This is a genomic window from Streptomyces sp. Pv4-95 (assembly GCF_045782725.1).
In the GTDB taxonomy this organism is placed as follows: domain Bacteria; phylum Actinomycetota; class Actinomycetes; order Streptomycetales; family Streptomycetaceae; genus Streptomyces.
In genome coordinates this window covers 2,260,822-2,286,007 of the sequence record NZ_CP127172.1, presented here as the reverse complement: position 1 = coordinate 2,286,007, position 25,186 = coordinate 2,260,822, and the positions used below count along the sequence as shown (strand labels likewise).

18 protein-coding genes and 1 pseudogene are annotated in these 25,186 nt (G+C 71.2%); 14 read left to right on the top strand and 5 right to left on the bottom strand.

Translation table 11 applies throughout. The features are described from left to right. Positions 1 to 199 precede the first annotated feature (199 nt). Positions 200 to 772: a CGNR zinc finger domain-containing protein gene (locus tag QOM21_RS10115; protein WP_407549475.1), complete on the top strand. Its 573-nt coding sequence runs from the start codon at positions 200 to 202 to the stop codon at positions 770 to 772. A gap of 345 nt (positions 773 to 1,117) precedes the next feature. On the opposite strand, the gene QOM21_RS10110 is transcribed toward QOM21_RS10115, so the two are convergent. Then, entirely contained in the window at positions 1,118 to 1,636 is a 519-nt protein-coding gene (locus QOM21_RS10110) for a TerD family protein (protein WP_407549473.1), read from the bottom strand. 951 nt (positions 1,637 to 2,587) lie between these two features. On the opposite strand from QOM21_RS10110, the gene QOM21_RS10105 reads away from it, so the two are divergent. Next, positions 2,588 to 3,193: a DUF4937 domain-containing protein gene (locus QOM21_RS10105; RefSeq protein WP_407549471.1), complete on the top strand. Its 606-nt coding sequence runs from the start codon at positions 2,588 to 2,590 to the stop codon at positions 3,191 to 3,193. A 9-nt stretch (positions 3,194 to 3,202) separates the two neighbouring features. Here QOM21_RS10105 and QOM21_RS10100 read toward each other — a convergent pair whose 3' ends face one another. Next, positions 3,203 to 3,958, bottom strand: coding sequence for a TetR/AcrR family transcriptional regulator C-terminal ligand-binding domain-containing protein (locus QOM21_RS10100; RefSeq protein ID WP_407549469.1), 756 nt, complete (start codon positions 3,956 to 3,958; stop codon positions 3,203 to 3,205). 373 nt (positions 3,959 to 4,331) lie between these two features. Here QOM21_RS10100 and abc-f point away from each other — a divergent pair, with 373 nt between their 5' ends. From abc-f to QOM21_RS10075, 5 genes are all read left to right on the top strand, one after another. Then, positions 4,332 to 5,972, top strand: a complete 1,641-nt coding sequence (gene abc-f, locus QOM21_RS10095) for a ribosomal protection-like ABC-F family protein (RefSeq protein ID WP_407549468.1) — start codon at positions 4,332 to 4,334, stop codon at positions 5,970 to 5,972. 186 nt (positions 5,973 to 6,158) lie between these two features. Further along, positions 6,159 to 6,818 (top strand): histidine phosphatase family protein, encoded by a 660-nt coding sequence (locus QOM21_RS10090; RefSeq protein ID WP_407549466.1) that lies wholly within the window; start codon positions 6,159 to 6,161, stop codon positions 6,816 to 6,818. A gap of 11 nt (positions 6,819 to 6,829) precedes the next feature. Beyond that, complete coding sequence (locus QOM21_RS10085; protein ID WP_407549464.1) at positions 6,830 to 7,738, top strand: ADP-ribosylglycohydrolase family protein; 909 nt, start codon at positions 6,830 to 6,832, stop codon at positions 7,736 to 7,738. A gap of 467 nt (positions 7,739 to 8,205) precedes the next feature. Next, entirely contained in the window at positions 8,206 to 8,907 is a 702-nt protein-coding gene (locus tag QOM21_RS10080) for a ribonuclease HII (RefSeq protein WP_407549462.1), read from the top strand. A 66-nt stretch (positions 8,908 to 8,973) separates the two neighbouring features. Further along, the gene (locus tag QOM21_RS10075; RefSeq protein ID WP_407549460.1) at positions 8,974 to 9,624 is read left to right on the top strand and encodes a hypothetical protein; all 651 of its coding nucleotides are present in this window, start codon (positions 8,974 to 8,976) and stop codon (positions 9,622 to 9,624) included. Positions 9,625 to 10,577: 953 nt separating this feature from the next. On the opposite strand, the pseudogene QOM21_RS10070 reads toward QOM21_RS10075, so the two are convergent. Both QOM21_RS10070 and QOM21_RS10065 read right to left on the bottom strand, forming a co-directional pair. Continuing rightward, positions 10,578 to 11,093, bottom strand: a pseudogene (locus tag QOM21_RS10070) (hypothetical protein); the annotation flags it as partial. A gap of 247 nt (positions 11,094 to 11,340) precedes the next feature. Continuing rightward, on the bottom strand, positions 11,341 to 13,503 hold the full coding sequence (locus QOM21_RS10065) for a RecQ family ATP-dependent DNA helicase (protein ID WP_407549459.1): 2,163 nt from the start codon (positions 13,501 to 13,503) through the stop codon (positions 11,341 to 11,343). A gap of 125 nt (positions 13,504 to 13,628) precedes the next feature. Here QOM21_RS10065 and QOM21_RS10060 point away from each other — a divergent pair, with 125 nt between their 5' ends. The 7 genes from QOM21_RS10060 to QOM21_RS10030 all read left to right on the top strand — a co-directional run bounded on the left by QOM21_RS10060 (position 13,629) and on the right by QOM21_RS10030 (position 24,661). Further along, the gene (locus QOM21_RS10060) at positions 13,629 to 15,461 is read left to right on the top strand and encodes a DUF4192 family protein (protein ID WP_407549457.1); all 1,833 of its coding nucleotides are present in this window, start codon (positions 13,629 to 13,631) and stop codon (positions 15,459 to 15,461) included. A gap of 123 nt (positions 15,462 to 15,584) precedes the next feature. Further along, a complete protein-coding gene (locus QOM21_RS10055) occupies positions 15,585 to 17,693 on the top strand; it encodes a glycogen debranching N-terminal domain-containing protein (protein ID WP_407549455.1) in 2,109 nt (702 codons plus the stop codon). A 47-nt stretch (positions 17,694 to 17,740) separates the two neighbouring features. After that, a complete protein-coding gene (locus tag QOM21_RS10050; RefSeq protein ID WP_407549454.1) occupies positions 17,741 to 18,505 on the top strand; it encodes an NUDIX hydrolase in 765 nt (254 codons plus the stop codon). Positions 18,506 to 18,692: 187 nt separating this feature from the next. Next, the gene (locus QOM21_RS10045) at positions 18,693 to 20,645 is read left to right on the top strand and encodes an ATP-binding cassette domain-containing protein (protein WP_407549452.1); all 1,953 of its coding nucleotides are present in this window, start codon (positions 18,693 to 18,695) and stop codon (positions 20,643 to 20,645) included. Positions 20,646 to 20,765: 120 nt separating this feature from the next. After that, positions 20,766 to 21,761, top strand: a complete 996-nt coding sequence (locus QOM21_RS10040) for a FadR/GntR family transcriptional regulator (RefSeq protein ID WP_407549450.1) — start codon at positions 20,766 to 20,768, stop codon at positions 21,759 to 21,761. A gap of 396 nt (positions 21,762 to 22,157) precedes the next feature. Continuing rightward, entirely contained in the window at positions 22,158 to 23,714 is a 1,557-nt protein-coding gene (locus tag QOM21_RS10035; RefSeq protein WP_393893673.1) for an RNA polymerase sigma factor, read from the top strand. Between the two features lie 137 nt (positions 23,715 to 23,851). After that, positions 23,852 to 24,661: a S1 family peptidase gene (locus QOM21_RS10030; RefSeq protein WP_407549448.1), complete on the top strand. Its 810-nt coding sequence runs from the start codon at positions 23,852 to 23,854 to the stop codon at positions 24,659 to 24,661. A gap of 121 nt (positions 24,662 to 24,782) precedes the next feature. Here QOM21_RS10030 and QOM21_RS10025 read toward each other — a convergent pair whose 3' ends face one another. Beyond that, entirely contained in the window at positions 24,783 to 25,013 is a 231-nt protein-coding gene (locus QOM21_RS10025; RefSeq protein WP_393893359.1) for a hypothetical protein, read from the bottom strand. Between the last annotated feature and the right edge of the window lie 173 nt (positions 25,014 to 25,186).

The window sequence follows — 25,186 nt, the reverse complement described above, 5'->3', positions numbered from 1 at the left end:
TGTGCAGGATTCCGTAACGGCTTATATAGCTAAGACGATACGGAAAGGTACAGTAGAGGGTGCGGCCTGAGGGGGGTGGCGAAGGCGGTCGGTGGGGCGGGCGGTGCGGGTGATGCGCGCACGGCTGGTAGCTCACGCGCGCAGGCTTTGGCGCGGAGGCGGCATGGGCTTCTCAGGGGACGGAAGGAGTGGGCGGCACATGAGTGGCGGCAGGGGCGCAATGACCGGCGAGGGGCAGGGGTTTCGGCCTGCCCAGAGGTTGATCGACCTGGCGAACGCGGTCCGCGCGGACCCCGAGCTGCCCAGGGAGGAGATGGCGGAGCTGCTCGCCCGGCACGGGGAGAGCCCGGGCGACCTCACCGAGCAGTCGTTCTCGCCCAAGGACGCCGACGACCTGCGGAGCGCCGTCGTCCGCATCACCGGGGTACTGACGGAGACCGACACCGACCGGGCCGCGCAGGGCCTCAACGACCTGCTCGCCGAGTGCGGCGCCCGTCCGCGCCTCTCCCGCCACGACGGCCACGCCTGGCACCTGCATGTCGACCGGGGCGACGACGCGAGCTGGGCCGACTGGTTCCTCGCGGCAGGCGCGCTGACGCTGGCGCAGATCCTCACCGAGTACGGTCGCGTCCCCTGGGGCGCGTGTGACTCCCCCCGCTGCGCCAACCTCTACCTGGGCACCGGCCCGGGGAGCGCCCGCCGTTACTGCTCGACCCCCTGCGCTTCGCGGGAGCGCGTCGCGGCACACCGCCGGCGTCAGCGGGAGGGCTGAGGGGCGCGGGGGAGTGGATGCGAGGGGTGTGTGGAGCGGGGGCGTTTCGTGCGGGGAGCGGCGATCCGTTATGGATGAGCGGCGGGGGAGTGCCTGAGGCTTTTCCCCCGCCGCTGCCATGCGTACCGAGCTGAGGCAAGGTGCTTGGGACGGCCGGGAGTTGACGGCCGGCGCTGCACTGCCCGTGCCGGATCAGCCTGCCTTGGCCGTCGACCGATGGAAGCTGTCCCAGGGGCGACCGGTTGCGCGTTTCCCGTCGCCATCGACCGACGCGCCGTCTGCCCGCTCGGCGGCCGGGACGCGCGTGGGTCAGGTGCCGGTCGGTGCGGCGGCGAGCGCTCCGGGTCAGCTGCCCATCAGGCCGGCGAACTCGTCGGGGTCGGTGTCGAAGCCCCGGACGTCCGCGTGGAACCGCCATTCGCCGTGCTCGTCCCGGGCGAAGACGGCGACCCTCGCGGCGGTGGCCCCCGCGACATCGGCGAAATCGTTCTCCGCCAGGTCCGTATAGCCCTCGCGGACCAGGACGTGGGTGTTCTCTATGTCACCGAAGGTCTTCCGGCCCTCGCGCTGCTGGATGGCGACTCCCACCACTACGCGCGTGTACGTCTCGGCCAGTCGGCCCAGTTCAAGGGTCATGACCTCGTCGAAGCCGAATCCCTGGCCCGTCCGGCTGTCCCGGTTCAGCGTGATGGTGCCGTCGGGCGACCGGCTGTCGAAGTGCACCAGGTATGCCGGGTCGTTGTGCGGCGCGTCCGTGTACGTCGCGGCGACGAGGTCGAGATCGTTATCCGGCGCGCCGAGGGGGCTGGGGTCCCACTTGAGCGTGACCTCGACCTTCTCGATCCCTTTGTTGAGCGTGCTCACCGGGCTTCCCTTCCTTTGTGTGGTCGAACATGCGTCGAACCGGTCGGCCCGGTTGCGCGGAACGGCTCCTCGCAGGGCCCGGCGCCGGTCCGGCCTGGCGTCGAGGGGGCCGTACGCCCGATCGTCGGCAGGCTGCCGGAGGGATCCTGGAAATGCGGGGACCGTCCGCGCGCTGGTCGCGGGCAACTCCCCAAGACTCCCCGTTGTTTGACCATCGTGCCACGCCGGGAGGCTCGTGGGGTGGGCTGAAGTGCGCCGATCCACATGGGGGTTGTGTGGAGTGGGCACTAGCGGTGGCTTGAATGCGCCCTGTTCGGCGGCCCGCGCGGCTACCCGCCTGGCCGTCCGGCCGGCCCGGGAGCCCGGGGCACGGTGGGGGGGGAATGCCAACGCCTGCCGTATGGCCTCGTGTTGATCGCCGCGCCGAGCCATGGTGGCGCGGTCCGCCGGCCGCCTCGCCCGGAGATGGCTGAGATGACCACCGCGGTTGATCAGTGGCTCGGCGTAGGAAGGTCGGCCCGATCCGGGCGTCCGTATTCAGGCATACGGCGAAGGTGAGGTCCACGCGTGCCGCCCGGTCGCGGTGCGAGGCGTTGGTGGGCTTCGACAATGAGGCGGGAGCGGGCTGTCCGCAGAGCGCGGTGGTTGAGCGCAGAGTTCCGGCCAGGGGACGGGGGAAGGTGACCGGTGCCGACGAGGCCGGGCATGACCGCGAGCCTTGTCGGCCTACCGGTGGCGACTGGCTCTCGGGGGTGGTGAGCGGGGTTCCGTACGGCGTGCAGATCGGCGGGCGCTTCCATCGGAGCGCGTGTACCTGGAGGCGGCGGAGCAGGGCGGCCACCGGCTGGGGGTGCGGACGCCCATCGGCCCAGTGCTGTAAGGCAGTTCGGGGCGGTATGTGCGTGTGACGCGCAGTGATGCCCTGCGGCCCAGGGGCCTTACGATGGCGCGGTGCTGGTCAAGTGGATTCGCCTCACCGTTGTGGACCGTCGAGGGTTCGAGCGGGGGCAGCGGAAATGGGCGGGGCTGCTGGGTGAGCCGGGGTTTCGAGGGCAGGGCGGGGGGTGGAGCCGCACCCGTCCCGGGGTCGCGCATCTGGTGGCCTTCTGGGAGAGCCGGGCGTTCTACGACTCCTTCATGGCGCGTTCCTACGCCCGGCTGGCTGCCGCCCAGGTCGGTACCCACAAGGACGCCCAAGTGCGTCTCTTCGAGCACGAATTCGATGTGAAGGTCGGTTTTCGGCCTGCGTTCGGCGACGCCGACGTGTTGCGGCTCGCGCACTGCCAGGTACGCGAGGACCGGGTGGACCACTTCATGCTGATGCAGGAGAAGGTCTGGAACCCGGCGATGGCGGGGTCGCCGGGAATGCTCCGGGGGATGCTGGGGCGGGCGCCGGGGGAGGAGTTCTTGGTGTTGTCCCTGTGGCAGTCCGCCGCCGAGCGAGGGAAGTACCGGCCGGAGCGGGTGGAACGGCTGGCGCTGCGGGCCCAGATAGCCGCGGATGTGCAGGCGATCGCGGGCGATGTGGTGCAGCTCGAACCTTCGTGGACGGTGTGACGGCCCTGGTCAGGAGCCGTTTCGGGCAGCGTGCGCGTTGCCGGCACCGAACACCCCGGCGCGGGCGGCGGCCACCGCTGCCGCCGCTGACTGGTCGGCGAGCGCCACGTCGACCGGCTCCCGGGTGGTGAACAGGCGGAAGAAGAGCGGCGCGGAGACGGACCGGACGAGGCTGCCGGCGTCGATCGCGTGCCCGGGGCCCCCTTCGGCTCCCGTGGGCAACTCTCCACGGGTCACGGCACGTTCGACGATCGTCTCGCAGCGCGCGAACCGCTCGGTGTAATAGGCGCGCAGGGCGACGGCGGCTCGCTCCGATTGGAAGGCGGCCGCGATCATCGCGGAAACGGACGCGGCCACCGCCTGATCATTGAAGGACTCGACCACCTCGCGGGCCAGAGCGCGCAGATCGCCGTCGAGCGAGCCCGTGTCGGGCGGCTCCCAGCTGTCCTCCCCCGCCAGATCCAGGGCATCGGCCACCATGCCCTCGATGTCTCCCCAGCGGCGGTAGAGCGTCGTCTTGTGCACGCCGGAGTGCGCGGCGATGTATTCGACGGTGAGGCCGGGATAGCCGTGTTCGGTGAGACCGGCGAGGACGGCGTCGCGGACGGCGGCTCGGGTGCGGGCGGTACGGCCGCCGGGGCGTCGGGTGCCGGGTGAGGGGGAGGGGCCGCTGGTGTCGGATGCGGGGCTGTCGGTCCCTTCGGTCCCTTTGGTCGCTCCGGTTGCCTTGGTCGCCCGGGTCGTGGGGGTGACGTCGTCAGGCAATTGCAACTCCTGTTGCGTTAGTTGGGTCGATCGTGTCATCATCAGCGTAACGCCACTTCGGTTGCGTTTGTGGCGTCGCTCCGTACGAGCGCGCCATGAGCGCGTGCACTTCGTCCCTTCTTCCCTTCCTTGCTGTTCCTCCCGCCTCGACGCCTCCGGTCTCTTGGCCTCGTCGGCTTCCTCGGCCCCCTCAGCCCTTAAGACCCTGAATCTCCTCGACTCCCGGCCCGACCGAGGCGGCACGTCGCGCAGACCGTCGCTGCGATTGCTGCGCTGTCCTTCCGCCTCTTGTCTGCCTCACCTTTGGTCCGCCGCACCCTCCCCACCTGCCCCGTCCGTCCTACCTGCCCGAGCGATCTCCACGGAGGATTGATTGCCCACCCAGATCTCGTTGCACGACATCACCAAGTCCTACGCCGACTACCTGCTGTTCAGCGGGGTTTCCCTCTCCGTGCGACCCGGCGACCGCATCGGGATCGTGGGCGAGAACGGCGCCGGGAAGTCGACCCTGCTGCGCATCATCGCGGGCGTCGAGCAGCCCGACGAAGGCCACGTCGTCTGCCGTGCCGACGGCGGCACCGGCTACCTCGGACAGACACCCGATCTCCCGCCGGATCACACCGTCCAGGACGCGATCGACTCCTCCCTGGCGGACCTCAGGAAGATGGAGAGCAGACTTCGCGCGCTGGAGACCGAGCTCGGCTCGGCGACAGCCGAAGAACTGTCGGAGTACGGCGATCTGCTCACACTCTTCGAGCTGCGCGGTGGCTATGAAGCCGATGCTCGCGTCGAGAAGGCGCTGCACGGCCTCGGGCTGGAACGCATCGGTCATGACCGCCCACTCGGCAGCCTGTCAGGAGGGGAACAGGCTCGGCTGGGGCTCGCCTGCCTGATCGCCGCGGCGCCCGAGGTCATGCTCCTCGACGAGCCGACCAACCATCTCGACACGGCAGCCCTCCGCTGGCTGGAAGACGCCCTGCTGGCCCATCCCGGCACCGTCCTCGCCGTCTCCCACGACCGCCTTTTCCTTCAACGCGTCGCCACCGCGATCCTCGAGGTCGACGCGGACCGCCGCGAGATCGTCCGCTACGGCGACGGGTACGGCACCTTCGTCGCCGCCAAAACCGCTGCTCGGCGACGCTGGGAGCAGGACCATGCCCGCTGGCAGGAGGAGGTCGCTCACCTCGCAGCCTTCTCGGCCGGCACCGCACACAGCGTCGCCCAGGGTCGGGCCATCAAGGACGGCAACAAGATGGCGTACGACCGGCACAAGGGCCGGGTCCAGGCGTCGGTCTCCAGTCGGGTGCGCAACGCCCAGGAGCGACTGCGCAGGCTGCGGGAGGAGCCGGTCCCGCGCCCACCGGATCCCCTCCGCTTCCAGGCGGCAGGGCTGGCCGGAGAGAGCGACACGTCCAAGGGGACGCTCGTCCACCTCGACGGAGTGCGGGTCGGGGACCGGTTGGCGGTGGACGCCCTTTCCGTGGCCGCGGGAGAGCGGATCCTGATCCACGGCGCCAACGGCGCGGGCAAGACCACGCTCCTCCGCGTCATGACGGGCCTCACCGCACCGGACAGCGGCACGGTCACGCGCCAGGGGCAGATCGGCTACCTCGCCCAGGAAATACCGGTCTCCCGTCCTGCCGAGTCACTGTTGGCCGCGTTCGGGCGGGGGCTCACCGGAGACCGGGAAGAGGTCGCTGCCCTTCTGATGTCGTTCGGGCTGTTCCGTGACCGCGAGCTGCATGTGCCGGTCGGGGCCCTCTCGGCCGGGCAGCGACGCCGGCTCGCGCTGGCCCGGCTGCTGTCCCGTCCTGCAGATCTGCTGCTCCTCGACGAGCCGACCAACCACCTGGCCCTCGCACTGGTCGAAGAGCTGGAGGAGGCCCTGGCGGCGTGGCCCGGAGCCGTGGTCCTCGTCTCGCACGACCGTCTGCTGCGCCGACGCTTCGGCGGTCGCCGGTACGAGATACGCGACGGACGGTCGGCCGATGTCGCCACGGCGTGCGGGAGGTAGCCCGGTAGCCGGAGGTACGCGGCCCCTGAGCGCTGGGAGGTGGGCAGAGGGAAGCTGCGCCGGGGAGCGTGCAGAGGGAGGGGCGGGGGAGGGGGAGGGGGGAAAGAGAGCCCCATAGGCGGGGCAGGGGACCGGCCCCCTTGGCCGCGTGCGGCATGTACAGGGCATGCGATTTAGGGTGGCTTCATGGCCCGGCCCCGACGCATCGTTCTCATCCGCCACGGCGAGTCGGAAGGGAATCTCGACGACACCGTGTACGAGCGGGAACCCGATCACGCGCTCAGTCTCACCGAGAAGGGAATGCGTCAGGCGGCGGAAGCCGGCGGTCCGCTCCGCGAGATGTTCGGCGACGAACGAATCTCCGCCTACGTCTCGCCCTACCGCCGCACCCACCAGACCTTCCAGCAGCTCGGGCTGGACCCGGACAAGGTCCGGGTCCGAGAGGAGCCGCGGCTGCGCGAGCAGGACTGGGGCAACTGGCAGGACCGTGACGACGTACGGCGCCAGAAGGCGTACCGCGACGCCTACGGCCACTTCTTCTACCGCTTCGCCCAGGGCGAGTCCGGCGCGGACGTCTACGACCGGGTCGGGGCGTTCCTGGAGAGCCTGTGGCGCAGCTTCGAGCATCCCGACCACCCGCCGAACGTCTTGATCGTCACGCACGGCCTCACCATGCGCCTGTTCTGCATGCGGTGGTTCCACTGGACGGTGGCGGAGTTCGAATCGCTGTCCAATCCGGGTAACGCGGAGTGGCGGACCCTGCTGCTCGGGCCCGACGGGCGGTACACGCTCGATCGGCCGTTTGAGAGCTGGTGTAAACCCGAGCCTTATGGCGTCACCGGTTAGAGTGCACAGCGATGACCGCCGACCACCGTGACGCAGACCGCTCTACGCGGGCCCTGGCGAGCCTGCGCGGACTGGCCGTGGGCGATGCCCTCGGATCCCAGTTCTTCGTCCCCGCCCATTACCCCGCCCTCAAGCGCCGCGAACTGCCGCCCGTCCCGTGGCAGTGGACCGACGACACCGAGATGGCCTGTTCCGTCCTCGCCGTGCTCACCGCCCAGGGCCGGATCGACCAGGACGCGCTGGCCCACTCCTTCGCCGATCACCACGACTTCGACCGTGGCTACGGTCCCGCCGTCAACCGCATGCTCCGGCTGATCCGCGAGGGCGGCGACTGGCGTGAGCTGGCGTCCGGGCTCTTCAACGGCCAGGGATCATGGGGCAACGGCGCCGCCATGCGTATCGCACCGCTGGGCGCCTGGTACGCCGACGACCCCGAGCAGGCCACGCACCAGGCCGAGATCTCCGCGTACATCACGCACCAGCACCGCGAGGCCGTCGTCGGCGCGATGGCCGTCGCCGCCGCGGCCGCCCTGGTCGCCGACCCGTCCCGCGGGCTCGGCCCCGAGGATCTGCTCGACGGGGTGATGGAGCTGATCCCCCGCAGCGCCGTACAGGCCGGACTGCGCCGGGCCCGGGACATGCTCGACTACGCGGACTCCGGCACCGTCGCCGCCGTCCTGGGCTGCGGTCGACGCACCAGCGCCCACGACACCGTGCCCTTCACCCTCTGGGCCGCCGCACGCAACCTCGGCAACTACGAGAAGGCGTTCTGGGCCACCGCGCAGGCAGGTGGTGACGTGGACACCACCTGCGCCATCGTCGGCGGCATCGTCGCGGCGGGCAGCGGCGGCGCCCCGCCGCAGGCATGGCTGGAGGGCACTGAGGCCCTCCCGACATGGGCCCCCTCCCTGTCCGATTGACCGCACCTCTGTCTTGTCGTCCGCTGACCGGTCGCGCTGCTGGCTGGCCGCGGGCTGCCGCAACGGCCCTGGGCCCGACCGGCTCTTTCGCGACGGCCGGGTCTTTCGCGACGGCTGGGCCGTGCCGTACCCGCCGTGTGTCCGCCCAACGGGCGTAGTGCGGCGGCGACTTCATGCCCGCGTGCCGGACTCGTTGCCAAGTGCGCCACCCCTCGGCCTCACTCAACCCGCCGACCCCGGAGACCGGTCCTCCGGGGCGCGCCGCGCAGTCCCGGCTCCAGCTCCCGACCTTGCCCTCCCCCCTCCCCCCTCCCCCTCCTCCCTCTCTTCCGCCCCTCTCGCCCCGAAAAGTACCTGTTGGTAGCTTCCGTTTCCGTCCCGGTGGAAGCGGTCGCACGAACGGTTTGGCGCGAGGTGCGGATCCGGTGCCCACGGTTGCGCCGAATAGGCGTAACCTTGCTGGCGCCATGCCGTACGAGCCTCCCACCCACACCGTCGAGCGATCATTGCGCGCCACCACCGGTGCCAAGATCGTTGCAGGTGTAGACGAGGTCGGACGGGGAGCCTGGGCCGGCCCGGTCAGCGTCTGCGCAGCCATCACCGGTCTGCGTCGCCCGCCCGCCGGACTCACCGATTCCAAGCTGCTGACACCCAAGCGCCGCACCGAACTCTGCGATGTTCTCGGCGACTGGGTCACGTCCTACGGCCTGGGGCACTCCTCCCCGGAGGAGATCGACGCCCTGGGAATGACCGCGGCGCTGAGGCTCGCGGCGGTGCGCGCCCTGGAGGCGCTGCCGGTCCGTCCGGACGCGGTCATCCTCGACGGCAAGCACGACTATCTGGGCACGCCCTGGCGGGTCCGTACGGTCATCAAGGGTGACCAGTCCTGCGTCGCGGTCGCCGCCGCGTCGGTGATCGCCAAGGTGCGGCGCGACGCGATGATGGCCGAACTCGGCCTCCAATACGGCGACTTCGCCTTCGAGGCCAACGCCGGATACCCCTCGCCGACCCATCGCATCGCCCTGGAGGAGTACGGTCCTACGCCGCACCACCGAGTGTCGTGGTCCTACATGGATGCCCTGCCCCGGTGGCGGCACCTGAAGAAGGTGCGCGTCACCCCCGAAGCAGCCGCTCTGGAGGCCGGTGGCCAACTCGGCTTCGACTTCTGAGCGGTGCGGACATAAATGCAGTACCCGCTGTCATGTCCCGCACTTACGTTTGATAGACATCCCTTCATGCCTCTCATCCCCGAGGAGCCTCAGATTCACGAGAGTGTCCCGGGTCCCCGCGCTACTCCGGCCGCCGGCCGTACCGCGCCGACCCCCCGTCCTGTTCCCGGTCCCGGTCCCCGCCCCGCACCTCCGCGTGGCGCCCCCGCGGCCGGTGTCCGTCCGGGCAAGCCCGGACCCGCTGCGCCGCCGCGTGGGCCTGTCGCCGCTCCGCCGGCGCAGCGCACCGGCTCCCAGATGCCCGCCGCGAAGGCTGCCACCCCCGCCGCGGGAGCCCAGCTCCAGCTGATCCCGGCACCCGAAGGTGGCGCGATCGACGCCGCCGACGAGGCCGTTGATCTGCTGTTGGACTCCGGGCGGGCACCGGGCGAGATCCTGGTGCTGACCACCGGCGACCCCCACCCGTGGGCGGCGCATGAGCTGTCCTTCGGTGAGGCGGCCTACTGGGCCCAACACGACGCTGCGGACGACGTGTTCTACGCGGACGCCTCTGCCGAGCGCATCGCGGGGCGGCCCGTCGTGATCGTCGCCGTCAACGGTGGCACGGACGACGTCACCGCCAAGGCACTGCCCGCGGCACTGGCCCGTGCGGGTGCGCTGTTGATCGTCTGCGGTGACCCGCAGCGGATCAACGCCGTCCTCGGCGCGAACGCCTGACCGTCCGCAACTCCCGGCAGCCCGTCGGCCCCTGGGCCGGCCGGGCTTGTCGGTGTGTCCGCGGAGGTGCGTGCGGGGATTCGGGCCGGGGGCGTGGCTCTGCGGGTCTGTGTTCCAGCCGTCTGCGTGTGCCTGTGTCCGGGTGCTCTTAGGTCCAGATTGTCCGGGCGATGCAGGTGCGCGGAGGTCTGGATGCCACGCTGCCGGTCAAGATCCGTGCGCCACGCCAAGATCGTTTGATCCTGCGGGCGTTGACGTGCTTCCGCATGCTCCCGAGCCTCGGTAACCGGGCCGCTGAATGCCGGGAATCGCTCGGCTCTCCCCCGGCCTCAGCGGGCCGCCGTGTGCCGCCGCGTTTCCGCCAGGCCGCCGCCGCCAGCGCGCCGTGGCGCGGCTCGGCTGCCGGTCCCCCGTGAGTCGGCCGGAAGCGGCGAGGAGGCTTCCGCTGCCGCAAGGGCCCCTGCGTCCTCCACGCTTTCCGTGGCTCCACTGTGCCCGGCCCCGCCGCTGCGAGCAGCGGGAATGCGCTGCTCGGATGGGCCGGCCGGCACCACCGGGCGGGGCGGCGAGTCCACGGGCTTCGCCGCAGAGCGCGGAGAGGCCACACTCGGCGCGCCCGTGCTGGTTGAGGCTATGCGCGCCGTCTGACCTTGTTCCGCACACTCCGCACTCTCCGCACTCTCCGCACGATCATTGCGATCCGTGCCACCCGTATGAGCTGTTTCCGTGTGGCCCGTCTCCCTGCGCCCAGCTTCCGTCTGGCCGGCTGCCGCGCGCGGTGACTCGTCTCGCCCCAACTCCTCGCCCGGAGACTCGTCACGCCGGGGCCCCGCCCGCCGCGCTTCACCGCGACGCGTCTCCGCCCGCCTTTCCGCGCGTCTTTGGGCACGTGGCCCGTTCCGTGTCTCGACCCCGGGCGCCGAAAGGGGCGGAAACGCGGCGGGAGTCGGCTTGGGGCGGCGGCCACCCCGGTCCTCGCCGAGCACCTGCCAGCGATCCCGGGTCAGTGTGATGTACGCCCCGCACCGAAGCCCGTGCAGTGTGCAGGCGTCGCGCAGTCCCCACATCCATGCGCCGTCCGCCTCCGTCCAACGCAGGTCGCCCTCACGGCAGTAGAGCAGCACGGCCGTACGGACCGGGGCACGCAACCGCAGGTCATGCGGGATGACCCGGCGCAGATGGGCCAGCAGCACATTGCGGAACTGCCAGCCATCCGGAGCGGCCGAGGGTTCGCTGAACGAGGCACTGGCCGTCAACCGCTCCTGAGGATCGAGGACGGCCACCACTGCCGTCGACGCCCCCGGGAGGTGACGCTCGTACAGGGCCGCGACGACTTCACGGGGGTTGCGGAGCAGGGGGATACCTGCCGAAGCCCACTCGGCGGGCTCCAGCATCCGACTGAGTCGGGCGGCTGAATCGGCGGATGCGGGCCGGGACACATTCGTGGGCGGGGCGAAGCCGAAGGCCACGGTCCTCCCTTCGTCTACGCATCCACGCGTCGGGCGGTTGCCGGGCGCGAAGGCGCACCGCGGCACGGCCCTGCCTGGCCGCGAACGGCAGGTACGGGGAAGCGACTTCAATTCTTGCGGTCGCACACGCTTGCGGCAACGAGCAATTCGCGCGCGCGACCCGAAATGGCCCGGTGCGCCGTCTATATTCCTTCCCGCCTTATCGGCCTCCGAAGCCCACAGCCGCCCACCATCTCGCCGCGCCCCACTACCCCTGTACGGCGAGGACCAGCGGAAACACGCCGTCCGCTCCCGCCCTGCGCAACAGTCGCGCGGCCACGGCCAGCGTCCATCCGGTGTCGGCGTAGTCGTCCACCAGAAGCACGGGGCCATCGGCCGATGCCAGAGCCTGAGCAAGCTCCGGCGGCACACTCAGCGCGCCGTGCAGGGCGCGCAGCCGTTGTGCGCTGTTGCTGCGGGGGATTCTGCTGTCGGCGTCGTCCTCCCTCGACGTCACCGTCCCCAGGAACGGCATCCTGCCGATGGTGGAGATCCGCTCGGCGAGCGAACGGATCAGCTGTGGGCGGGTGCGGGAGTCGAGGCAGACGACGCCGACGGGACGGGCTGGGGCATCCGCCGCTCCCGAGGCCCAACCGCCCGGGCCCTTGGCCCAGTCGGCGAGCACGGTGACCACGGCAGCGGACACATCGTCCGGTACCGGGCCGTCCGGAGCCTGCGGCGCGAGCATCGGCCGCAGACGGTTTCCCCATCCGATGTCGGAAAGCCGCCCCAGTGCGCGGCCGGTCCAGGCCAGCTCACCGGCAGGAATGCGGCCCTTGAGGTCGACTCCGATGGCCGGCAGCCCCGTCGGCCACATCCGCCGCGGCTCCACCTCCACGCCCGGGCGGCCCAGCTCACCGCGCGCAGCGTCCAGCGACGCGGCGGACACCTCAGGGGTGAAGCGTGCGCCCGCGCAGTTGTCGCAACGACCGCAGGCCACCGCTTCCTCGTCGTCCAGCTGCCGCCGCAGAAACTCCATCCGGCAGCCCGTGGTCGTGGCGTAGTCCCGCATCGCCTGCTGTTCGGTCTCCCGCTGGCGGGCCACCCAGGCATAGCGCTCCGCGTCGTACGACCACGGCCGGCCGGTGGCCGTCCAGCCGCCCTTGACGCGGTGCACGGCGCCGTCGACGTCGAGCACCTTGAGCATGATCTCCAGGCGTGAGCGGCGTAGTTCGACCTGCGGCTCGAGGGCGGGCAGCGACACGGGCCGGTCGGCGGCGGCAAGGACGTCCAGCGTCCGGCGCACCTGCTCCTCCGGCGGAAACGCCAGTGACGCGAAGTACTTCCAGATCGCCTCGTCCTCACGGCCGGGCAGCAGCAGCACCTCGGCGTGCTTGACGCCGCGTCCCGCACGTCCGACCTGCTGGTAGTAGGCGATGGGGGACGACGGCGAGCCGAGGTGCACCACGAAGCCCAGATCGGGCTTGTCGAAGCCCATGCCCAGCGCGGAGGTCGCCACCAGCGCCTTGACCCGGTTGGCCAGCAGATCGTCCTCGGCCTGCTGGCGGTCGGCGTTCTCCGTCTTGCCGGTGTACGAGGACACGGTGTGGCCCCGGTGCCGCAGGAACGCCGTGACCTCCTCGGCGGCCGCGACGGTGAGGGTGTAGATGATTCCCGACCCCGGCAGCTCGTGCAGATGGTCCGCCAGCCACGCGAGCCGGTGCGCGGCGTCCGGGAGCGGCAGCACGCCCAGGCTCAGGCTCTCGCGGTCCAGGGGGCCGCGAAGAACCAGGGCCTCAGCACCCTCGCCCGTCCCCAACTGCTCGGCGACATCGGCCGTCACCCGGGCGTTGGCGGTGGCGGTCGTGGCGAGCACCGGAACCCCCGGCGGGAGGTCGGCCAGCATCGTGCGCAGCCGCCGGTAGTCCGGCCGGAAATCATGACCCCAGTCGGAGATGCAGTGTGCCTCGTCGACCACCAGGAGGCCCGTGGCCGCGGCCAGCTTGGGCAGCACCTGATCACGGAAATCGGGGTTGTTCAGCCGCTCGGGGCTCACCAGCAGGACATCCACCTCGCCGGCTGCCACCTCGGCCTGGACGGTGTCCCACTCCTCGGTGTTCGAGGAGTTGATCGTGCGTGCCCGGATTCCGGCCCGCGCGGCCGCCTCCACCTGGTTGCGCATGAGCGCGAGCAGGGGCGAGACGATCACGGTCGGTCCGCTGCCGCGCTCGCGCAGCAGCGCCGTCGCGACGAAATACACGGCGGACTTTCCCCAGCCCGTGCGCTGCACGACCAGAGCACGGCGGTGGTCGGCGACCAGCGCCTCGATCGCCCGCCATTGATCCTCGCGCAGCCGGGCCTCGCCGCCGGGATCCCCGACGAGTCGGGTCAGGACGGCATTGGCCGAGGCTCGCAGGTCTTCGTTGCTCATGCCCCCATGCAACCCGATGCCACTGACATCGCGCGAACCGCGGCCCGAACCTGTGGAAAACGGCGTCACCCGTGAGTTATCCACAGGGGTCGCGGCGGAGTGGCGGACCGCGGGATCTTCGAGCCATGAATCCGCACAACGAACCGCCGAAGCGCAGGACCACCGACCCGAGCACCGAGCCGATCAGCTGCCCCGCCACCGACCCGAGCACCGACCCGATCACCGACCCCGCCACCGGTCCGATCGGCGGACCGCCTACCGACCCGGCGGCCGACCCGATCACCGATCCGGCCTCAGGCCCGGTCGGCGACACCTCCCCAGGCGCAGGCCAGAACCCCGACACCTCCCGTGACAGGGCCTTGGGCGCCACGGATTCCTCCGTCTCCTCCAAGCGCGCCGGCTCCTCACCTCCGGCCGGCCACATTCGCCCTCCGCGTCCCTTAGACGCCGCTCACCCGACCCACCCGGTCGGCCCGACGAACCGGCCCGACGCGACGAACAGGCCCCACCCCGCCTCCTCCACCGACCCGGTCAGCCCTCCCGCCGCTCCCACGCCGACCAGCTCTCCCGACAGGCCGTGCAGCCCCCCGAGCCCTTCCCACCAAGCATCCGACGACCGTAATACGGGGCACGAGTCCGACCCGGCAGAGGCGTCGCAGGGAACGACCGCCGAGGCCCAGGTCACCTTGCGCGGCCCCGCCGAACTGGCCGATGCGCTGCCCTACCTCATGGGCTTCTACCCGGACGACAGCGTGGTCCTGGTGGCACTCCACGGCGAGCGAGGACGCTTCGGTGGCCGGGTCAGGCTCGGTATCCCCACCGACACCACGCAGTGGCCCGACGTCTCCGGCCAACTCGCCGACTGCCTGATTCCGGCAGGCCAGGCCCCGGACGCCCGGCCTGCCGGCATCCTCGTCTTCCTCTGCCAGGAGCCCGGTCCCGGTGAGAGCGGCCAGGACGTGAAGAACCGGCTCCGCCCCCTGGCCCAGCGGCTGCGCACCGCCTGCGGAGCCCTTGACGTGCCCGTCCTCGAAGCCCTGTGCCTCTCCAATGGCCGCTACTGGTCCTACTGCTGCCCGGACTTCCGCTGTTGCCCCGCCGAGGGCACCCCCCTGGTCATGCCCGGCACGTCCGTGATGGCAGCGGCCGCCGCGTACGCGGGCATGCAGGTACGCGGATCCCTCAAGGACATGGAGGCGCGGCTGACACCGCGGACCGGGCGCCGGGCAGCCCAACAGGAAAAGGCCCTGGACGCAGCTTCCGCCGCACTCGTTCCCCGCATGCTCCAGCGCGAAGGCGCCACGGTGGTTCGACGGGCCACCCTCGACCTGGCCGGCGCCATGATCCACCGCTTCCGACAGGACACGCCGTCGGGCAGCAACCGCGCCAGGGATGCCTGCGACGACGCCCTGATCACCGACGGCGAGTGCGCCGAGCTCATCCTCGGCCTCCAGGACCGAACGACCCGCGACCGGGCGGCGGAGTGGATGGACGGCCCGAATGCCGCCGCAGCCCTTCGCCTCTGGCGTGCACTCGCCCGCCGCTGCGCCGGCGGCTACATCGAGCACGCGGTGCCACCCCTGACGCTCACCGGATGGGTGTCCTGGGCCACCGAGGACGCTCCCTCGGCGCGTGTCGCCCTCGGCCGCGCCTTGAGCATCGACCCGGACTACCTCTTCGCCCAGCTGCTGCATCGCGCCATCAACGACGGCCTCGATCCGGAGCCACTGCGCCGCTGCCTCCGAGATCAGCGTGAGGAGGAGACCGAAAGTCCCGGCGGAGGGCAGGAGGCCGAGACCCGGGAGGCTCCGCAGCCCGGCACTCGACACAGGGCCGTGCGTACCAGTGCGGCGAACCGCCCCCAAGGAGCCCGCGGCGCCACGGGGCCCGGCACCCGTACGACAGATGGACGCGGCAGGCGCCGGGCCGGCCGGGACGGCGACCGGAGCAGGCGGTGAGCGAGCGGTCTCCGGCGGCGTCGGCGTGACCTGGGCGCCGATTGAGCCGTTCAGGTGAGTAAGCAGGAAGTACGCAGGCAGACGGAGTCTCGACGTCACCAGGGAGCGCAGAGCGTGCCAGGCATGGTCCCCACCACTCAGCCGGCCCTTCGGCCGCCCGGCGAACGGCGTCGGGCGCCGTCCCGGATCCTCCAGCCGCAGCCCTTCCACTCCGCCCTCATCTGTGTGGCGTTACCGGCCCTCGCCGTCTCACCTGCCTCGGGGCAGCTGACCGGTGAAGGTCTGGAGGGCTATTACCGCGACGGCAGGCGGATCCTCTCCCACTGCGAAGTGCGCGCAGCGGGCGGTGAACCGCTCGTCGTCCAGGGGCGATTGACCGGCGCGGACCGCGCACGGTTCGTCGGGACGATCCGCAGAACAGGAGATCGCGGTCCGGACCCGGAGATCCGGATGGAGCGGCTGAGGACGGCCGATGGCATCGAGCGCATCACCTTCCGCAGCAGCTCGGCGCAGCCGGTCCGGCTCCCGGTCGAGGTCCGGCTCGGTACGGACCTCGCCGAGCTAGGTGCCGTCGCCGCCGGCATCCCCGGGCCGGAGCTGCGGCCTGCGGTGCACGGCTCGGGCCTGCGCTGGTCCGGGGCGGGGGCGCACGCCGTGGTCACCGCGGTGCCCTCACCCCAGGACGCCCTGGCCTCGGCGGGACTGCTGCGCTGGGAACTCGATCTGCCACCAGGGGGCCAACGCACCATCGAGCTGCGCGCCGTCCTCCAGCACGACCCCGCTCAGCCACCCGGCGCCCCCTACCCGGGCCGCCCACGGCAGCTCGTGCCCTCCATCCCGAGCCCGCGGACCGGGCCGGCCGTCCCACGGTCGCGCGGCGACCGACCACCGTGCCCCTGGTCGCCCGCCCAGCTCGAGTGCGAGGACCAGCGGGCCGACGCCCTGTTTGCGGGCAGCCTCGACGACCTGCGCGGCCTGCTGCTGCGAGACCTGAACGCTCCCACCGACGTCTACGTGGCCGGCGGATTCCCCTGGCGGTGCGGCCTCGCCCCGGCCGAGGCGCTGTGGACGGCCCGCATGCTGCTGCCGCTGGGCACCCGGCTGGCAGCCGGCACGCTGCGCACACTCGCCCGCACTCAACAGGCCATGCCAGGGCGCGATTTCGGCCGAATTCCCGGAACCCTCCGGGACGCGGGCCCGCACTGCCCGGCCAGCTGCACGGGCGTCGAAGCCACGCTGCTGTTCCCCGTCCTTCTTGCGGAGGCCCGGCGCTGGGGACTGCCCGAGCGGGACACCGAGCGGCTGCTGCCGGCAGCGGAGCGCTGTCTGACCTGGCTGCGCACCGCGACCGCGGCACCCACCACGGGCCGCTGGAGCTACGTCCCCGACCCGGCGCCCGATGGCCCGTACCGCTGTGAGACCCAGGCTCACGCCCACCGTGCCGCCCTGCTGGGCGCCGACCTCCTGGACGCCTCCGGGCGCCCCGGGGCTGCGGAGCTGCGCGACTGGGCAGCGGACCTCCGCGCACGCTTCCGCAGCGACTTCTGGCTTGAGGACCGGGCGGGTGGCCGTCCCGCCGCCCTGCTCTTCCGCGACGGCCGCCCGCTTCCGCACCTCGGCTCCACAGCGGCCCATCTTCTCGACACCGGCTTGCTCGGGGGCGGCAGCCTCGCTCCCGGCCTGCTGGACCGGGTGCGGACCGGCCAACTGGCCAGGCTGCTGGGCGGCCCGGCGATGGACTCCGGCTGGGGCCTGCGCGGACTCGGCGCGAAGGAGAGCGGCTTCAACCCCTTCGGCCACCGCAGCGGAGCGGTACGCGTCCATGAGACGGCGATCGCCGCCGCAGGGCTCGCCGCGGCCGGTCACGAGAAGGAAGCGGGCGCCCTGACCCGCGGCATCCTCGACGCGGCAGCAGGGTTCGGCCACCGGCTCCCCGAGATGTACGCAGGAGAGCAGCGCACCGCGGACGGCGTCCCGGTCCCGCACCCCGCGGCCTGCCGTCCCGCCGCGGTCGCGGCAGCCGGCGCCGTACAGATGCTGATCGCCCAGGCCGGCATTCGCCCCGATGCACCCGCCGGCACGGTGGCCGTCCGCCCGCTCGCCGGTGCCCCACTTGGGGCGATGCAGTTCACCGACCTGAGGGTCGCCGAGGAGCCGTTCGCCGTGCGAATCAGCAGGCTGGGGATGGGGGTGGTGGAGGCCGCGGCGGATCGCCTGCAACTCGGGTCGTAAGCCCCTGAGGACCTGTTTATCGTCAGGCGGACGACTATGATCACGGCATGCCTCCCTACGACCCGTCGGCCTTCCCGCCGTTCGCCGTCACTGTCGATCTGGTCGTGCTCACCGTGCGGCGCCACGCCCTGTGCGCGTTGGCCGTGCGACGCGGTGAGCCGCCGTTCCAGGGCCGTTGGGCTCTGCCCGGAGGATTCGTCCGGGCCGACGAGGATCTGGAGGAGGCCGCAGCCCGGGAACTCTCCGAGGAGACCGGTCTGCACGCCCACGACCCGACCGTGCCACCACCCGCTTACGGCGCCCATCTCGAACAGCTCGCCACCTACGGCGACCCCAAGCGCGACCCCCGGATGCGGGTCGTCAGCGTCGCGCACCTTGTCCTCGCCCCCGACCTGCCCGCCCCACGGGCCGGCGGGGATGCCCACAGCGCGCGCTGGGCGCCGGTGGAGACCCTCCTGGACCAGGAGGGCGCCCTCGCCCGCGAGAGCGACCAGGCGGCCCCGCTCGCCTTCGACCACGCACAGATCCTCGATGACGGCGTCGAACGGGCCCGCTCCAAGATCGAATACTCCTCGCTGGCCACCGCCTTCTGCCCGCAGGAGTTCACCGTCGGCGAACTGCGAAGGGTGTACGAAGCGGTCTGGGGTGTCGCACTCGACCCCCGAAACTTCCACCGCAAGGTGACCGGCACCCCAGGCTTCCTGGTGCCCACGGGGGGTACGACGACACGTCAGGGAGGGCGTCCCGCCCAGCTGTTCAGAGCCGGCGGCGCCACGCTGCTCAACCCCCCGATGCTGCGCCCGGAGGTCTGAGTCTGCCGTCGAGCGGTGTCACCACGCGGCATCGCGTGTCGTGCGGAGGTGCTGCCCTAGCGGGACACGACAGCCCATCAAAAGCCCGTAAATACGGGCAATTAAGACATATGCGTTACTTTGGGTCGGTGAGCCCACTCGTACCCCCCGCTGCTTCCGAACGGTCTCACGCACCGCGAGGAACGCGATGATCCAGGCCATCGGGCTGACCGGCGAACCCCGTGGCGAACTGCCGCCCGCCGTGGACGACCTCACCTTCGAAGCGCGCCCGGGCCGGGTCACCGTGCTCCACGGCGCCGCGGCCGCCGGTAAGACCACCGCCTTGCGCCTGATGTTGCAGCTCGAATACGGCAGAGGCGTCGCGCTGTTCCGCGGCCGCCCGCTGCACCGCGTCCCCAACCCCGCCCGCGAACTCGGCGTCGTCCTCGGCGACGTCCCCGGGCACCCCTCCCGCACCGCCCGCGGGCATCTACGGATGCTCAGTGCCGCCGCCGGCGTCCCCGCCGACCGCGCCGACGACGTGCTCGACCTCGTCGGCCTCAGCGGCCTCGCCGACCAGCGCCTGGGGGAGCTCTCCCGCGGGATGGACCGTCGACTGGCACTGGCCGCGGCACTCATCGGCGACCCGCACACGCTCCTCCTCGACGAACCGGCCGAGGGAGTCTCACCACGCGAGCGCGCCTGGCTGCACGGCCTGCTGCGTGGCTACGCCGCCCAGGGCGGCGCCGTGCTCGTCACTTCCCGCAGCGCCAAGGAAGCCGCCCGGATCGCCGACCGCGTCGTCACCATCGAGGACGGCCGGCTCGTCGCCGACCAGGAAGCCGCCGAATTCGCGAGCACCCGCCTGCGCCCCCGGGTCGTCGTCCGCTCCCCGCACGCCGATCGCCTCGCCTCCCTCCTCGTCGACGAGTCCCAACGCGTCCACCCCGCCACCGATCCCGCAGTCGGCCGCACCATCGAGGTCGTACGGGAGAGCGGAAGCCGCATCGCCGTCTACGGCAGCAGCTGCGCCGCAGTGGGAGAAGCCGCCTTCCGGCACGGAATCCTCGTGCACCAGCTCGCCGACGAAGTCGGAGACACGGCTTCGGTCGCCCCCCTTCACCGCGCCGACGGCCGCCGCCCGGGCCCCGTGGCCGAGCTCCCGCCGGCACCCGGCATCAGCCCCACCACCCCGGAGCCGCCCCCGGACGCGCCTGCCGAAACGTCGCTGGCGCCCCCAGGAGCCGCCTCCACCGCCTCTACCGGCGCCGGCGTCGAAACGCCCTCCAGGGCCCTCGTCCTCCCGCTCGTCGACCCCATGGCACCCGTGTCACGCCCGCCGCGGACCTCGACGCCGTTCGTCGAGCGCCTCGCGATCCCCCGCCTGCCCGCCCCGGGGCCGACCTGGCCACTGCGCTACGAACTGCGCCGCACGGCGACAGACCGAACAGGTCTCGCAGCAGCCGTCGTCTCCCTGCTCGTGTCGCTCGTACTGGCCCTGCTGCTGGCCCGCCACGGGGACGCCCCGATGTCCCGAGTGCTCACAGGCTGGCCCCGTCAACTGCCCTTCCCTCCGGCCGCCCTCGGGGCCGGACTGCTCGGAGCGCTCGCGTTCGGCCAGGAGTTCCGGTACCCGGCGCTGGCGCCGGAGGTCGGCACCGTGCCCCGGCGCCTGGGGCTGCTCGTTGCCAAACTCCTGGTCAGCGGCGGCTGCGCGCTGGTACTGGGGTTGAGCGTGCTTGCCGCCGACGAGGTGTCGGCCCGCTTCGTGTTCGGTCCCGACTCCGTCAACAGCGTCGCCGAGTGGCCGGTGCTGGCGGCGGGGTGGATCGGCTTGCTGGTCGGCTGTGCCTGGGCGGGCGTGCTGGCCGCCTGCGTCTTCCGGTCCACGTCGATGGGATTGGCGGCGGTCCTCGCCGTCCCCGTCCTGGTCGTCCCGTTGGTGCAGCGAGTGGTGGCCGAGCCCGCGGCCCGCTCCCTCGTCGGACTGCCCGGCCGCATGCGGGTGTCGGCTCCCGTTCAGTGGCCTTCCGGAATCGATCACGGAGTATCGGTTCTGCTCCGTCTTGCGACCCAACCCGTCGGCAGCGCAATGGCGTTGTCGTTGACCGCTCTCGTCTGCGCATATGCGTTCACGATGCGGCGCAGTCGAACACATTGAGCGTGCACGTGCCCGTTTCGCGACGCTGTCGAGGCACCGTCTGTCCACAATTCACCACAGAGAGGGCATTTCTTTCCGATAAAGCGTCAATTGCGAGATGACGGGCGATCACCCTTTCGTGTGCTTTTCACCAAAGACCTCAAGGGTCTTCAGGGTGTCGCCGACAAAAGATGCGTGAGTACCCTTGCGCACACCATGATGACCGCGGCTCGCCCCGGCGACACCGGCCTCGCAGGCCCGGGCGAGCTTGACCGCTACCCCTACGCCGGCGGCGCGAACGCCGCTGCCAACGCCGCCGGCACGGATCGAGCCGAGCGCGTCTCGCAGGTATGGGACAGCCCCGAAGCCGACATCGGCAGGTCCGGTCGCCGCGCGGCAGGCAGCCGCGGCCGCGGCCTGCACGGCCAACTCGTCCAGCAGCTGGGGCAGATGATCGTCTCCGGCGATCTCGGCGCCGACCGTCCGCTCGTCCCCGAGGAGATCGGCCAGCGCTTCGAGGTCTCCCGCACCGTCGTCCGCGAATCGCTGCGCGTCCTCGAGGCCAAGGATCTCGTCAGCGCCCGCCCGAACGTCGGCACCCGCGTCCGGCCGGTCAGCGACTGGAACCTCCTCGACCCCGACATCATCGAGTGGCGGGCGTACGGCCCCCAGCGCGACGACCAGCGCCGTGAGCTGTGCGAGCTGCGCTGGACGATCGAACCGCTCGCCGCCCGCCTCGCCGCCGGCCACGGACGGGAGGACGTCCAGCAGCGGCTCACCGACATGGTCGAGATCATGGGCCACTCCGCCGCCCAGGGCGACACCATGACCTTCACCCGCGCCGACGCGGAGTTCCACTCCCTGCTGCTGCAGCTCGCGGGCAACCGCATGCTCGATCACCTCTCCGGCATCGTCTCCTCCGCCCTGCACGTCTCCGGAGGCCCGGCCGGTGGCTGCGAGCGCCCCATCGAGACGTCCGTGGGCCAGCACATGCGGATCGTCGACGCCATCGGCTCCGGCGACGCCACGGCCGCCGAGGCCGCGATGCGCCAGCTGCTCGCCGCCCACGGCGAGCCCGGCGGCCAGGGCTCCGGGGCGCCCGTGGACCACGTCGTCCCCGCGCCGCGCGAGCACTGAAGGCCCGTACCCGAGCGTGTACGGAGCGTGGCCATCGCGTGGTCGCGGCGCCCTGCGGGCCTCTGCGGCGGGGTGCCGTACACGTCGAAGACACAGGATTGCCGGATCCGGGGCGTCGCCGGATCCGGCAATGGGGTCTTGGGAGGGTTGCATGTCATATGACCGGGAAGGGGTCGTTATGAGGTGTGACTCGGGCCACGCAGATTGGGCGTAACGCTCTTCAGGGAAGCGCGATGACTAAAGAGGTGATAGCCGAGGAGGGAATGCGGACGGCGTTCGTGACGCTGTTCAACTCCCCGGTTACCCCCGCGCCGTCGGTTCCATCCCCACCGGCGGTCGTCGGCTCCGATCCGCAGTATGGACGGGGTCGGAAGCCGTTTCCATCGTTCCGAGAGGTTGTTCGTGTCGGCCAGCACATCCCGTACGCTCCCGCCGGAGATCGCCGAGTCCGAGTCTGTGATGGCGCTCATCGAGCGGGGAAAGGCAGATGGGCAGATCGCCGGCGATGACGTGCGTCGGGCCTTCGAGGCTGACCAGATTCCGCCAACCCAGTGGAAGAACGTTCTGCGCAGCCTCAACCAGATCCTCGACGAGGAGGGTGTGACGCTGATGGTCAGTGCCGCAGAGGCGCCCAAGCGCACCCGCAAGAGCGTCGCAGCGAAGAGTCCGGCAAAACGCACCGCCACCAAGACCGTCGCGGCCAAGGCCGCCACGGTGAAGAAGGCCACCGCCGCGGCCGCCGCCCCTGTGGGTGACGAGCCGGTGGGTGAGTCCGAGTCCGCGCCTGCGAAGAAGGCGGCGGCGAAGAAGGCGACCGCGAAGAAGGCGGTCGCGAAGAAGACCACGGCCAAGAAGGCCACGGCGAAGAAGACCGCGTCCAAGAAGGACGTCGACGAGCTGCTCGACGACGAGGCGACCGAGGAGACCCCCGCACCCGGCAAGGGTGAGGCTCCCGAGGCCGCCGAGGGCACCGAGAACGCCGGCTTCGTGCTGTCCGACGACGACGAGGACGACGCCCCCGCGCAGCAGGTCGCCGCGGCCGGCGCCACCGCCGACCCGGTCAAGGACTACCTCAAGCAGATCGGCAAGGTCCCGCTCCTCAACGCCGAGCAGGAGGTCGAGCTCGCCAAGCGCATCGAGGCGGGTCTGTTCGCCGAGGACAAGCTGGCCACCGAGGAGAAGATCGCCCCCAAGCTCAAGCGTGAGCTGGAGATCATCGCCCAGGACGGCCGCCGGGCCAAGAACCACCTCCTGGAGGCCAACCTCCGACTGGTCGTCTCCCTGGCCAAGCGGTACACCGGCCGCGGCATGCTCTTCCTGGACCTGATCCAGGAGGGCAACCTCGGTCTGATCCGCGCGGTCGAGAAGTTCGACTACACCAAGGGCTACAAGTTCTCGACCTACGCGACGTGGTGGATCCGCCAGGCCATCACCCGCGCCATGGCCGACCAGGCCCGCACCATCCGTATCCCCGTCCACATGGTCGAGGTCATCAACAAGCTCGCGCGCGTCCAGCGCCAGATGCTCCAGGACCTGGGCCGTGAGCCCACCCCGGAGGAGCTGGCCAAGGAACTCGACATGACCCCTGAGAAGGTCATCGAGGTCCAGAAGTACGGTCGCGAGCCGATTTCGCTGCACACCCCGCTCGGCGAGGACGGCGACAGCGAGTTCGGTGACCTCATCGAGGACTCCGAGGCGGTCGTCCCGGCCGACGCGGTCAGCTTCACGCTTCTGCAGGAGCAGCTGCACTCGGTGCTGGACACCCTCTCCGAGCGTGAGGCCGGCGTGGTTTCCATGCGCTTCGGCCTCACCGACGGCCAGCCCAAGACGCTGGACGAGATCGGCAAGGTCTACGGCGTCACGCGTGAGCGGATCCGTCAGATCGAGTCCAAGACGATGTCGAAGCTGCGTCACCCGTCGCGGTCGCAGGTTCTGCGCGACTACCTCGACTAGCCGAACCGGCACGGACGACGCCGCGAGCCCGGTCCCTCCTTGGTGGAGGGGCCGGGCTCGCGGCCGTCCGGGGTGCGGGGCGCGGCCGTTTGGGTCACGCTGGGTGGGCGACCACTGTCCCAGAGTCAGGAGTCCGTATGCGCCCGTCCGCCCACGCCCTCCTCGGAGCTCTCACGCTGATCCTCGCCACACCGACCTCGGCAGCCGCGGACGGATCGGTGGTGGGCGGCAAGCCCGTACCGATCTCGCAGAGCCCATGGGCGGTGGCTCTCTCGTCCCACGACCGGTTCGGGGCGGAGCGCTCCGGTCAGTTCTGTGGGGGCGTGCTCGTCGGGCGCTCGACGGTGGTCACAGCCGCGCACTGCCTGAGCAAGGAGGTGCTGGGAGTGCCCTGGCGACAGGTCCACGATCTGCGGATCGTGATCGGACGGGACGACCTCGCACGCGGCGGCGGCCAGGAGATCAAGCCCGCGAAGGTCTGGGTGAACCCGGGCTACAACAGCTGGACGAACGAGGGCGACATGGCCGTCCTCACGCTGGAGAAGCCGGTCGGCAACCGGCCGATTGCAATAGCCGGCTCGGACGACGCCGCCTACCGGCCGGGTGGCGCCGCCGAGGTCTACGGCTGGGGGGACACCACGGGGGAGGGCAGCTACGCGTCACGGCTGCGGGCGGCACGCGTCAACGTGCTGCAAGACTCGGTCTGCGCGCGGGCCTATCCAGGCAGCGCAGACGGCACGTACAAGGCCGCGTCGATGCTCTGCGCCGGGGAGCCCAGCGGAGGGCGGGACGCCTGCCAGGGGGACAGCGGGGGGCCTCTGGTGGCACATGGGCGCCTGGTAGGGGTGGTGTCGTGGGGGACCGGGTGCGGTCAGGCCGGCAACCCCGGCGTTTACACGCGTGCCTCGTCGATGCTCCCGGCCGTATCGGCTCACGGAGCCGGCTGAGGGAGCGGCGGCACCAGGCGTTCCTGGACATGCGAGTGCGGGCCGTCTCCCCGGTGGTGTCCGGGGAGACGGCCCGCAGCACGGCCCTAGGCCGCTACTCGCTCGTCGTGGATGCGATGTGTCAGCGGTCCTCGTCGGTCGCAGACGCCGGAGGGGCGGTCAGCCGCTCCGTCTCGTCCTGTATTTCCGCGGCGATCTTCTTGAGTTCTGGCTCGAACTTGCGACCGTGGTGGGCGCAGAAGAGCAGTTCTCCGCCGGACATCAGGACGACGCGCAGGTATGCCTGGGCGCCGCAGCGGTCGCAGCGGTCAGCGGCCGTCAGCGGGCTCGCGGGTGTCAGAACAGTAGTCACGTCGCCTCTTCTCTAGCTCGACGAGCTGTCGTACCAGGGTCAACATCCAACCAGGCCGAAAACGTTCCCGCTCGTGCCTTTTCCTCGAAAAAAGTTCTTCGAGAGGCCGGGTGCTGCCGGGTGGCGGCGAATGAGCCGTATTGCTTGGTGGTCTGATTCACATGGGTTGGGGG